The 12,386-nt window shown below is 59.5% G+C and carries 10 protein-coding genes; all 10 read right to left on the bottom strand.

The genetic code is table 11. The features are described 5' to 3' along the window. The 10 genes from ABDX87_RS19335 to ffh all read right to left on the bottom strand — a co-directional run bounded on the left by ABDX87_RS19335 (position 1) and on the right by ffh (position 12,370). A complete protein-coding gene (locus tag ABDX87_RS19335) occupies positions 1-3,624 on the bottom strand; it encodes an ATP-binding protein (protein ID WP_346829319.1) in 3,624 nt (1,207 codons plus the stop codon). A 122-nt stretch (positions 3,625-3,746) separates the two neighbouring features. Beyond that, positions 3,747-5,156 carry a threonine synthase gene (gene thrC / locus ABDX87_RS19330; RefSeq protein ID WP_346829318.1) on the bottom strand — a complete coding sequence of 470 codons (1,410 nt, stop codon included), beginning with the start codon at positions 5,154-5,156 and terminating at the stop codon, positions 3,747-3,749. Positions 5,157-5,299: 143 nt separating this feature from the next. Beyond that, a complete protein-coding gene (locus tag ABDX87_RS19325) occupies positions 5,300-6,604 on the bottom strand; it encodes a homoserine dehydrogenase (protein WP_074752798.1) in 1,305 nt (434 codons plus the stop codon). Positions 6,605-6,739: 135 nt separating this feature from the next. After that, on the bottom strand, positions 6,740-7,480 hold the full coding sequence (gene dsbC, locus ABDX87_RS19320) for a bifunctional protein-disulfide isomerase/oxidoreductase DsbC (protein WP_346829317.1): 741 nt from the start codon (positions 7,478-7,480) through the stop codon (positions 6,740-6,742). A 166-nt stretch (positions 7,481-7,646) separates the two neighbouring features. Then, complete coding sequence (xerD, locus tag ABDX87_RS19315) at positions 7,647-8,543, bottom strand: site-specific tyrosine recombinase XerD (RefSeq protein WP_346829316.1); 897 nt, start codon at positions 8,541-8,543, stop codon at positions 7,647-7,649. 259 nt (positions 8,544-8,802) lie between these two features. Then, positions 8,803-9,153, bottom strand: coding sequence for a 50S ribosomal protein L19 (rplS, locus tag ABDX87_RS19310; RefSeq protein WP_008018567.1), 351 nt, complete (start codon positions 9,151-9,153; stop codon positions 8,803-8,805). Between the two features lie 43 nt (positions 9,154-9,196). Then, complete coding sequence (gene trmD / locus ABDX87_RS19305; protein WP_346829315.1) at positions 9,197-9,949, bottom strand: tRNA (guanosine(37)-N1)-methyltransferase TrmD; 753 nt, start codon at positions 9,947-9,949, stop codon at positions 9,197-9,199. 3 nt (positions 9,950-9,952) lie between these two features. Beyond that, positions 9,953-10,489 (bottom strand): ribosome maturation factor RimM, encoded by a 537-nt coding sequence (gene rimM / locus ABDX87_RS19300; RefSeq protein ID WP_062383376.1) that lies wholly within the window; start codon positions 10,487-10,489, stop codon positions 9,953-9,955. 5 nt (positions 10,490-10,494) lie between these two features. Next, positions 10,495-10,746 carry a 30S ribosomal protein S16 gene (gene rpsP / locus ABDX87_RS19295; RefSeq protein ID WP_003185073.1) on the bottom strand — a complete coding sequence of 84 codons (252 nt, stop codon included), beginning with the start codon at positions 10,744-10,746 and terminating at the stop codon, positions 10,495-10,497. Positions 10,747-10,993: 247 nt separating this feature from the next. Further along, positions 10,994-12,370 carry a signal recognition particle protein gene (ffh, locus tag ABDX87_RS19290; RefSeq protein WP_346829314.1) on the bottom strand — a complete coding sequence of 459 codons (1,377 nt, stop codon included), beginning with the start codon at positions 12,368-12,370 and terminating at the stop codon, positions 10,994-10,996. Positions 12,371-12,386: the final 16 nt, after the last annotated feature.

Raw genomic sequence — 12,386 nt, 5'->3', positions numbered from 1 at the left:
TTAAAGTGCAGGCACGTCGACCAGATGGTCCTCAAGTGCGTCGAGCAGTGCGTCCATGCAAGCGTTCAGGACCTGCCAGGAGGCCTCGATCCTGGCGCTGCGCTGCTCACGCACTTCGCTGTCCATCTGCGCACACGCCTTGGCAAGCGGCACCGCGTCGATCAGACAGGCGACGCCCTTGAGGCGATGCAGGCTGGTGCTGAGGGCTTTCCAGTCATACGTGGCCACCGCAGGGACGAGCAAATCGTGTTCCTGTCGCAGGTTTTTCCAGAGTTCGGCCAGCATGCGCTGGATCTGCACCTCGTTGGCCTGGGTCATGTGATGCAACACCTGAATGTCGAACGCACGCTGTTCTTTCTCTGCAGGCATCACGACGTCTTCGAGTTTTTGCGCCAGTTGCGCCAGAGAGACCGGCTTGACCAGCAGCGCATCCATGCCTGCCGCTTCACAGCGGTCGCGTTCCTCATGCATGGCGTTGGCAGTGCAACCGATGATCGGGCGCTCACGTCGGCGATCCCGCTGTTCAATGCCTCGAATGGCCCGGGTCAGTTCATAGCCGTCCATGCCTGGCATGTTGCAATCGGTAATCAGCCCATCGAAGTCTCCGTCGCGCCACGCCGCAAACGCAGCCTCACCGCTGTCGACGGCCGTCACCCGATGCCCGAGCAGCTCAAGTTGCCCTTTCAGGACCAGGCGGTTGGCGGAAAGGTCATCGGCAACCAGAATATTCAAACTTGTTTCGGAGACTGCCGGACGAAGGGGCTCTTTCTCAGGCAGGGCCGGTACATCCGCCGGTTTTACCGGAAGATCCAGATGGACCCGCGTCCCCTCTCCTGGCGCGCTGATGACCGTGATGCGGCCGCCCATCAAGTCGACCAGTTGCTTGCAGATACTCAGCCCCAGACCACTGCCGCCCAATAGGCCGTCGGCCTGCTCATCGCCCTGACTGAACGGCTGGAACAGCCGCCCTTGCTGCTCCGGGCTCATTCCTGAACCGGTGTCGGTAATTTCGATGTGCAACCCGGTCTGATCAGGCTCGGAACGCCGCGTCACCGTCATCGAGACAGACCCTTCGGCAGTGAACTTCAGCGCATTGCCAATCAGGTTGTGCAGGATCTGTCGCACGCGCAGCGGGTCGATGAAATAGGCGTGTTCGACATCAGGCGCAATCTCGAGGGTAAACGACAGGTCATTGCCCTGCGCGCGAACCCTGAACAGCTGGTAGACGTCCTCCATGAATGGCCTCAGTAACGTCGCCACCGTCCTCAGTTGCAGTTGACCTGATTCAATCTTTGCCAGATCAAGGCTTTCACCGATCAGCTCAACCAGCTCACAGGCTGCACGGTGCGCGACATCCAGTCCCTCGGAGGGTGTTTCACCGCGCAGCTTGCAGTGCTCACGCTCCAACTCCAGCAGGCCGATGATGGCGCCCATCGGCGTGCGAATGTCATGGCTCATCGTCGCCAGAAACGCACTCTTTGCCCGGTTCGCCTGCTCGGCCTGTTGCTGCGCCAGGGTCAACTCGCGCTCCAGTCGCTTGCGTTCGGTGATGTCGATCCAGCCGCCGAGCAGCCCCTGAAGCTGACCATCGGCGCTGTAAAACGGCACCGTCCATTGCCACGCCTCGATGTGCTTGCCAGCCAGCAGCATGCTGCGATCAGCGAACACCGGTTTCTGGGTTTGCAGCAGCGTCATGTAGTCGGCGTGCATGCGCTCGGCGCTGTCGTGGGGGATCAGGTCCACATCAATCAAACGACGGCCATTCATCTGCTCGTAGCTGATACCGAAGCTTTCCTCATAGCTGCGGTTGCAGGAGATCAGCCGCCCCGTGAGGTCCCGGACGTAAATGGGGTTGGGAATGCCGTCGAGCAACGCCCGCTTGAAGGCCAACTGGTCGCTGAGCTGCTCTTCTGCGCGCACCCGCTGGCGAATCTGAAACTTGAGACGACTGCTCCAGGCCAGCGACACCAGCCCCAGCAACAGTGCAATGGCCAGCGTCCAGTACACCCATCCCGGAATACGTTGCCACAGCGAGGGTTGAGAGATGACCGCGCCCAGCCATTTCAGCCGGATGGCGCGCATTTCCGCGACCGGAAACTCATCGAGCGCCTTGTTCAGGATGCTCAGCAACTCCGGTTGGGTCTTGATGACCGAAAAGCGATCCGGGGACCACTTGCCCTCGACACTGCGCCCGACCTTCAAACGGCCCGGCGGGTAAAGCCAGGCCCCCGCTTCATTCTGGATGGTCGCATCGGCCTGACCGTTTTCCACCAGCCTGCGGGCATCGTCGTACGTCGGGACCAGGCGCAATTGAATATCGGGGTAGTGGGATTGAATGAACTCCAGCAACGCGTGACGCGCCGGCAACGCCAGGACCTTGCCGGCCATCTGCGACAGGTTGATCTCTGACGAGCGATCCGAGCGGACCACGTAGACCCAGTTGTTGCCGCCGAACGCGTAAGTGAAGTCGAGGAAGGCCCTGCGGCTGGGGCTTTCGGCCAGCGTGGTGTTCATGTCCGCCTTGCCTGCACTCAAGGCCTCCAGCGCGGCCTTTGTCGACGGCATGGCCTGATGGACGAACTTGAGTCCGGTCATGCGCGCGATGCGATTGAGCACGTCGATATTCAAGCCGACCCAATTGCCGCGGCTGTCGGTGTAGATGTAGGGCGGGTGTTGCGTGGAGGCAATGGTGACCTGCGGGTGATTGCGCACCCACAATTGCTCGGCGGTACTGAGATGAATCCGTTGCTGGGCAACGTCGGCACCCAGCCCTGTCGTCCATCGACCTTGAATCTCTCGGTCGACCGACTCTCCCAACTCGGCAAGGGAGCGATTGAACAGGGCGAGCAACCTCGACTCGTCCTGGCGCATGGCGAATGCGAAGCCGGTGGGCGGCAGCAGGCTCTCGAACTTGATCTGCAGCCCTTGGTAAGGTCGCTGCGCGTTGTAGGCGCGAACGATCACTTCATTGCCAATGAACGCGTCAACGTCGCCATGTGACAACGCCTCCATCGCGCTGTACAGCGTGGGGGCCAGCACGATGTCGCTGTCCGGGTACACACGGTGCAACACCTGCGCATCGGCGTATCCATCCAGCAAGGCCAGGCGTTTTCCCTTCAACGAGCCCGTCAGGCTGGCGTCGTTACCGCGCCCTACCACCACTGCCCGGTCCGGCAGGTAGTCGTGGGTGAATGCCAGCCCCTCGACCCCGCGCTCGTACCCGTTGCCGCTGGTCAGCAGATCAATGTCACCCGCCAGCAAGGCAGCCACCGCCTGTTCGCGCTTGGCGAATCCTGACACCCGGACGGGTATCCCGAGCTTGGCGCTGATCAGGCTCAGATAATCGGCGCTCACCCCTTGATAACGATTGCGATCACTCGTGATGTCGATGGGTTCGTAATCGGCCATCGCAATGCCGACTCTCAATACCTTGTGCTCGTCCAGCCATTGCCGGTCAGCAGGATCGAGTGCCAGCGCCGGCTGGCTCAAAAATGGGGAGCCGAGCGCAAACGGCAGGTTCTGTGCCGCCTGCCCCTTCACGCTCCAGACACACGCGAGCAACAACAAAATGCGCAGCGCGTATCGAAGGAATCGGGTCGTGATGAGCACCATTGAAGCGCTCATGTTCATGGGTTCTGCCGCCACTGGATTTGTCCGCGAAATTCAAAAATACCTTGCAAGTGTGGCACGCAGAAATGAGAAGGCCCGCTGGAGAGCGGGCCTGAAGTTGTTACACGGAGAAACCGTTAGAGTGGTTTACCCCGGTTTCCGTGCTGGCTGACGAACGCCTGCATGGCTTTGAGGTCATTCGGCAGCACCGTGCAACGCTCATCGCGCTCGAACAAATCAGACAAATGTGCAGGCAACTCTAGCGCTTTTCCTACGCCCGCTTTCTGCACGGCTTCCGGGAATTTGACCGGGTGAGCCGTCCCCAGAATGACCATCGGCGTGTCCAGGCTGCGACGGCAATCGCGCGCGGCTTTCACACCGATGGCCGTGTGCGGATCCAGCAGCTCGCCGGTGCTGGCAAACACTTCGGCGATGGTTTCGCAGGTTTGTTCGTCGCTGACAGCCAGCGAATCGAACAGCTTGCGGGTTTCGGTCCAGCGGTCTTCTTCGACGCTGAAACCGCCACCTTGCTTGAAGCTGTCCATCAGCGCGGCAATCGCCGAACCGTTGCGGCCGTGCATGTCGAACAGCAGACGCTCGAAGTTCGACGACACCATGATGTCCATCGACGGCGACAGTGTGGCGTGCAGGGTTTCCTTGACGTACTGATTGCCGCTCATGAAGCGGTGCAGGATGTCATTGCGGTTGGTGGCGACGATCAACTGGCTGATCGGCAGACCCATGTTGCGCGCCAGGTAGCCCGCGAAGATGTCACCGAAGTTGCCGGTCGGCACCGAGAACGCCACCGAACGCGCCGGGCCGCCCAGCTGCAGGGATGCGTGGAAGTAGTAGACGATCTGGGCCATGATCCGCGCCCAGTTGATCGAGTTCACCGCGACCAGACGCGTGCCTTTGAGGAAGCTCTGGTCAGCGAAGCTGTTCTTGACCATTTCCTGGCAGTCGTCGAAGTTGCCTTCGATGGCGATGTTGTGGATGTTCTCACCGAAGATAGTCGTCATCTGACGGCGCTGAACGTCCGACACGCGATTGTTCGGGTGCAGGATGAAGATGTCGACGTTGTCGCAGCGACGGCAACCTTCGATGGCGGCCGACCCGGTATCGCCAGACGTCGCGCCGATGATCACCACGCGCTCACCGCGTTTTTCCAGCACATAGTCCAGCAGACGACCCAGCAGTTGCAGGGCGAAGTCCTTGAACGCCAGCGTCGGGCCGTGGAACAGCTCCATCACCCACTCATTGCCGTTCAACTGACGCAGTGGCGCGACGGCGCTGTGCGCGAACACACCATAGGTCTCTTCGAGGATTTTCTTGAAGTCGGCATCCGGAATGCTGCCGGTGACGAACGGGCGCATCACGCGGAATGCGAGCTCGTGGTAAGGCAGGCCCGCCCAGGAGGCGATTTCTTCCTGAGTGAAACGAGGCAGGTTTTCCGGAACATACAGACCGCCATCGCTGGCGAGGCCGGCGAGCAGCACGTCTTCGAAATTCAGGGCCGGTGCCTGGCCACGGGTACTGATGTAGCGCATAAGTCAAACCTTCGGTTTGGGCCGCAAGCTTCAAGCGCCAAGCGGCAAGTCAAAGCGGTTCGCCTGTTGACCTGCAGCTCGCGGCTCGAAGCTCACTGCGATGTGATTTTGCTCTTACTTGCAGCTTGCCGCTTGAGCGCTGCTTAATTGAGATGCTCGACGCGAATACGCACAACCGGGCCAGCCACGTCCTGCAAGGCTTCCAGCGCCTGGATCGCATCGTTCATGCGCTGTTCGACCACACGGTGGGTCAACAGAATCATCGGCACCAGGCCGTCATGCTCTTCGACTTCCTTCTGCATGATCGATTCGATGTTGATGCCACGCTCGGACAGAATGCTTGCGACCTGAGCCAGAACACCTGGGTGGTCCTTGGCCTGAATGCGCAGGTAGTAGGCACTCTCGCACGCCTCGATCGGCAGGATCGGATGGGCCGAGAGCGAATCTGGCTGGAAGGCCAGGTGCGGAACGCGGTTTTCCGGGTCAGTGGTCAAGGCACGAACGACGTCGACCAGATCGGCGACCACGGACGATGCAGTCGGCTCCATGCCGGCGCCAGCGCCGTAGAACAGTGTCGAACCGGCGGCGTCGCCATTGACCATCACAGCGTTCATCACGCCATTGACGTTGGCGATCAGGCGGTCAGCCGGGATCAGGGTCGGGTGCACGCGCAGTTCGATGCCGGCGGCGGTGCTGCGGGCAACGCCCAAGTGCTTGATGCGATAGCCCAGCGCCTCGGCATAGTTGACGTCAGCGGTGGTCAGCTTGGTGATGCCTTCGGTGTAAGCCTTGTCGAACTGCAACGGGATACCGAAGGCGATCGACGCCAGGATGGTCAGTTTGTGCGCCGCATCGATGCCTTCGACGTCGAACGTCGGATCGGCTTCGGCGTAACCCAGCGCCTGGGCTTCGGCCAAGACGTCCGGAAAGGTGCGCCCCTTCTCACGCATCTCGGTCAGGATGAAGTTACCGGTGCCGTTGATGATGCCCGCAACCCAGTTGATGCGGTTGGCCGACAGGCCTTCGCGAATCGCCTTGATCACCGGGATGCCGCCAGCCACTGCCGCTTCGAACGCAACGATGACGCCCTTCTCGCGGGCCTTGGCGAAGATTTCGTTACCGTGAACGGCGATCAGCGCCTTGTTGGCGGTGACCACGTGCTTGCCGTTTTCGATGGCTTTGAGCACCAGTTCGCGGGCGACGGTATAGCCACCGATCAGCTCAATGACGATGTCGATTTCTGGGTTGCTGGCCACGTCGAAAACGTCGGTCGTGGTCGGGGTACCGGTAATCTGGCAATTGGGGTTGGGTGTACGCACAGCGATCTGCGCCACTTCGATTCCACGCCCGGCACGGCGGGCAATCTCCTCGGCGTTACGCTTTAGCACATTGAAGGTACCGCCACCGACAGTACCCAGCCCACAGATGCCTACTTTGACCGGTTTCACTATGAACTCCCCATAAAACGGCCGACGCGAGGCCGGCCGTGAAAACAGCCGCAGTGAATTGCGGCTCGCTATTGATGAAGCACCGGCAGATCCGCTGCTTCAATGTTCGTCGCAGGCAGCCCGCGACGAACAGGATTACTTGGCGCTGAGTGCCAGTTTGGCGACTTGCGGCGCTGGCTGGTAGCCCGGAATCACCTGACCGTCAGCCAGGACGATGGCTGGCGTACCGTTCACGCCAATCGACTGACCGATCTCGAATTGCTTGGTCACCGGGTTCGCGCACTTCGGCGCCTCAATGTTCTTGCCATCGACCATGCGGTCCATGGCGGCGCGACGATCCTTGGAACACCACACCGCCTGCAGTTGTTCGTCACCCGGCGAGCCCAGGCCCTGACGCGGGAACGCGACGTAACGCACTTCGATGCCACGCTTGTTCAGCTCCGGCACTTCGCCATGCAGTTTGTGGCAGTACGGGCAGGTCGTGTCGGTGAACACGGTGATGTGCGACTTGGTCTCGCCAACGGCCGGGTACACGACCATTTCTGCGGCCGGAATGCCATTGATCGTCTTGGAAATCGCTTGGCGTTCGACTTTTTCGGTCAGGTTGACCGGCTTGCCGCCCTGAATCAGGTACAGGTTGCCCTGCATCACGAACTGACCGTCAGCGCTGGCGTAGAGCACGCGGCCGCCCTTGAGGTTGACTTCGTACAAACCATTGAGCGGGCTGCTGGAAATGCTTTCGACCGGAATCTCCAGGTTCAGGGTTTCCAGGGTCTTGCGAATCGCCTTGTCAGACGCCTCATCGGCGTGGGCAAACAGGCTGAAAGTGCTGGCCAGCGCTACAACGGCAGCACCGATAATACGAGTCACGCGCATGAAAACTCCTCGGGCGGTGGGCAGACGGGCGGGAATGAAAACGGCGGACGCGGACGCACCGGCAAGTTTTCGGAGCTCCAATCTGCGAAACCGGCAAAGCCTATCACATAAGGCCCGCAACACCGACGCCGACTGATGTAAGACACGTCGTAAATTACGATCGCCCTTACCCTCTCGGGTGGTGTTTAGCGTGCAAGTCCTGCAGCCTCGCGCGTGCCACATGGGTGTAGATCTGCGTGGTCGAAAGATCGCTGTGCCCGAGGAGCATCTGGACCACGCGAAGGTCGGCGCCATGGTTAAGCAGATGGGTAGCAAACGCATGACGCAACGTGTGCGGCGACAACGATTTGCCGATGCCCGCCACCTTCGCCTGGAGCTTGATTCGATGCCAGAACGTCTGTCGGGTCATCTGTTCGCCACGCAAGCTGGGAAACAGCACGTCGCTGGGGCGCCCGCCCAGGATTTCCTGCCGAGCGTCCCGCATATAACGCTCGACCCAGACGATGGCTTCCTCGCCCATCGGCACCAATCGCTCCTTGCTGCCCTTGCCCATGACCCGTAACACGCCTTGACGCAGGTTGACCTGTTCCAGCGTGAGGCTGACCAGCTCGGTCACCCGCAGACCGCAGGCGTAGAGCACTTCCAGCATGGCCCGGTCCCGCTGACCAATGGCCTCGCTCAGGTCCGGCGCAGCGAGCAGCGCCTCGACGTCGGCCTCAGACAGCGATTTGGGCAACGGCTTGCCCAGTTGCGGCATGTCCACCTGCAACGTGGGGTCGACCGAAATCAGTTTTTCCCGCAGCAGGTAACGATAGAAACCTCGCACACCCGACAGGAATCGCGCACTCGAACGCGCTTTGTAGCCGTTATCGACGCGCCACGCCAGGTGATCGAAAATCGCCCCACGTCCGACCGCCATCAGGTCGATCCCCCTTTCCTCCAGCCAGCCGTTGAACAGCGTCAGATCGCTGCGGTATGCATCACGGGTGTTGTCCGAAAGTCCTTTCTCCAGCCACAGGGCGTCGAGGAAGCGGTCGATCATGGGATGGTCTAGGGCGGGCATGGTTTCGGCTTGAGCGGAGGAAAACGAAGGGCAGTCTTTCATATAAGCAAGAGCGGTACAAAATCATCCGGCATGCACAGCACCTGTGGGAGCGGATTTATTCGCGATGCAATGGTGCCTGCGAAGAAGATCCTTCGTTTATAACGGCCTCTCGCGAATAAATTCGCTCCCACCGTTTTTGGGAGAACCCGGATTGGCTTTTTTTCAGGCAACAAAAAAGCAGCCCGTAGGCTGCTTTTTTCTGCATCGGAGACTGGGATTAAACCAGTTTTTCCTTGATGCGAGCTGCTTTACCGGACAGGTCACGCAGGTAGTACAGTTTGGCCTTGCGAACGTCACCGCGACGTTTCACAGCCATGCTGTCGATTTGCGGGCTGTAGGTCTGGAAAGTACGCTCAACGCCAACACCGTTGGAGATTTTACGAACAGTGAAAGCACTGTTCACACCACGGTTACGCTTGGCGATAACAACGCCTTCGAACGCTTGCAGACGCGAACGGTCGCCTTCCTTCACTTTCACCTGAACGACAATGGTGTCGCCCGGGGCAAAGGGAGGGATTTCTTTGGTCATCTGCTCTGCTTCGAGTGCAAGAATGATTTTGTTAGTCATGCTGTGCTCCTAAGGTAAATCAGTCGGATTTACCATCGATACGTTAACTATCGTCCCGCTCGCGGAGGTATTCCGCCAGCAGCTTCTTCTCTTCTCCAGAAAGCGAGCGGCTTTCCAGAAGATCGGCGCGTCGTTCATAGGTCCGCCCAAGGGACTGCTGTAAACGCCAACGCCGGATGTGTGCGTGATTGCCACTTAGCAATACGTCGGGAACACGCTGATCCGCATACACCTCCGGTCGGGTGTAATGCGGGCAATCCAGCAGACCATCCGTGAAGGAATCTTCCTCCGCGGAATCCACATGCCCTAAAGCTCCAGGCAGCAGTCGCGTAACCGCATCTATCAGGACCATGGCCGGCAGCTCACCGCCAGACAACACATAGTCTCCAATCGACCACTCTTCATCGACATGAGCATCAATAAAACGCTCGTCAATGCCTTCATAACGACCGGCAATCAGGATAAGTGCTTCTTCCTGCGCCAACCCGCGTACCGCAGACTGATCCAGCTTGCGGCCTTGTGGCGACAGGTAAATAACCTTCGCCGCGTCCCCGGCAGCCTGCCTGGCCTGAACCAGTGCATCTTCCAGAGGCTTGATCTTCATCACCATGCCAGGGCCACCGCCAAACGGGCGATCGTCCACAGTGTGATGCCGATCCGTGGTGTAGTCCCGCGGATTCCAACAAGTGAGCTGCAACAGCCCTTGTTTCACCGCACGGCTGGTAATGCCGTATTCGCTGATGGCGGAAAACATCTCGGGAAACAAACTGATGACTTCTATGCGCAGGCTAGCCATTGCTTAGAAATCCGCGTCCCAATCCACCTTCATCTCGCCTGCAACCAGATCGACGGCCAACACGCATTGCTCTGTGTAGGGCAACAAGCGTTCGCGATCATCCAGACTGCCTGCGCAGGGCTTGACCACCATTACATCGTTCGAGCCGGTTTCCAGAAGATGATCGATCTTCCCGAGCAGTTGCCCAAGGTGGTCGATGACCTTCAAACCTACAAGCTGGTACCAGTAGTACTCGCCGTCGGTCAGTTCAGGGAACAGGTTGCGCGGCACGCAGATCTCATAACCCGCCAGAAGACGAGCTTCTTCACGATCATCAAGACCTTTGAGCTTCGCGACCAGGAACTTATCGCTCCCGCGTCCACTGACCAGCTCAACCTGCTTCACATTGCCTTCGCGCTTGAGCGTCCAGGTTTTGTACTGCAACAGGTTTTCAGTCGGATCAGTAAAGGAATACACCTTCACTTCGCCGCGAACGCCATGAACAGAATAAATTTTGCCAACAACGATCAGGTCATCAGCAACAACTGGCGTCGCGTTCATATTGCTCAGGCCGCAGCCTTGGCAGATTCCTTCAACAACTGAGCAACGCGCTCAGAAGGTTGTGCACCAACGCTCAGCCAGTAGGCAACGCGCTCTTGGTTCACGGACAGACGGATTTCCTGACCACGGGCAACCGGGTTGAAGAAACCTACTTGTTCCTTGTGCGAACCGTCGCGTGGGTTACGGCTGTCGGTCACAGTCAGGTGGTAAAACGGGCGCTTTTTGGAGCCGCCAAGGGCAAGACGGATTGTTAGCATTGAACAAAGTTCCTGTAGTCGGTGCTGCAAATCTAAGATGCACAGCGGGCATAGGTGCCCGAAAGGCCGCATATTCTAAGGAATATCCGGACTTTTGCAAATGACTTTTTCCGGCGCACGCCGTCAGGCCATCAAGATTTGCCATGGAGCCGTCATCAACAACGGCCATTAAGCGCCTGCGCAAGCAGGCCAGTGGGACGGTTGCCCCAAAGAAGGACGCGCGGAAGAGCCTCCCGCGCGGTGCAAATCACATCTTGGGCATGCCACCGCCGGGCAGCATTCCGCCCATGCCGCGCATCATTTTGGCCATGCCACCTTTGGTGGAAAACTTTTTCATCATCTTCTGCATCTGCTTGTGCTGCTTGATCAGACGCCCGATGTCCTGCACCTGAGTGCCGGAGCCCATGGCTATACGGCGTTTGCGCGAACCGCTGATCAGCTCAGGGTCGCGGCGCTCGGCCGGGGTCATGGAGTTGATGATGGCTTCCATCTGCTTGAACTGTTTCTCTGCCGCGCTCTGGGCGTTGCCCATCTGCGCCAGGTTGACGCCGCCCATGGTCGGCAGCTTGTCCATGAGGCCACCGAGGCCGCCCATGTTTTTCATCTGTTGCAGCTGATCGCGGAAGTCTTCGAGATCGAAGCCTTTGCCTTTCTTCAGCTTTTTGGCCAGTTTGTCGGCCTTTTCCTTGTCGAGGGTCTGCTCGGCCTGTTCGATCAGGCTGAGCACGTCACCCATGCCAAGGATGCGCGAGGCAATACGGTCAGGGTGGAAAGGCTCCAGCGCATCGCTCTTCTCGCCCATACCGATGAACTTGATCGGCTTGCCGGTGATGGCGCGAACCGACAGCGCAGCACCGCCTCGTGCGTCACCATCGACCTTGGTCAGGATCACACCGGTCAGCGGCAGCGCGTCGCCGAATGCCTTGGCGGTGTTGGCGGCGTCCTGGCCGGTCATGGCGTCAACCACGAACAGCGTTTCAGCCGGCTTGACCGCCGCGTGCAGCGCCTGGATCTCGCCCATCATCTCGGCGTCGATGTGCAGACGGCCGGCGGTGTCGAGGATCACGACATCGATGAACTTGAGTTTGGCTTCTTTAATGGCGGCTTCGGCGATCGCCACCGGCTTCTGGCTGATGTCGGACGGGAAGAATGTCACGCCGATGTCGTTGGCCAGGGTTTCCAGCTGCTTGATGGCCGCAGGACGATACACGTCCGCCGACACCACCATCACGGTTTTCTTTTTGCGCTCTTTGAGGAATTTCGCCAGCTTGCCCGCAGTGGTGGTCTTACCCGCACCCTGCAAACCCGCCATCAGGATGACCGCTGGCGGCGTGACGTTGAGGGTCAGCTCTTCGTTGGCGGCCCCCATCATCTCTTCCAGTTCGGCCTGGACGATCTTCACGAAGGCCTGGCCCGGGGTCAGGCTGCGCGACACCTCGGTGCCGACGGCGCGTTCCTTGATGCGGTTGACGAAGTCTTTGACCACCGGCAAGGCGACGTCGGCTTCGAGCAGCGCCATACGCACTTCACGCAGAGTGTCCTTGATGTTGTCCTCGGTCAGCTTGGCCTTGCCGGTGACCTGGCGCAGCGTCTGCGAGAGACGATCTGTCAGATTTTCAAACATGCGTGATCCTTTGAGT

The sequence above is a fragment of the Pseudomonas abietaniphila genome (genome assembly GCF_039697315.1).
Lineage (GTDB): Bacteria > Pseudomonadota > Gammaproteobacteria > Pseudomonadales > Pseudomonadaceae > Aquipseudomonas > Aquipseudomonas abietaniphila_B.
Note: the sequence above shows the minus strand (reverse complement) of the source record. Positions and strands in the feature narration are given on the sequence as shown.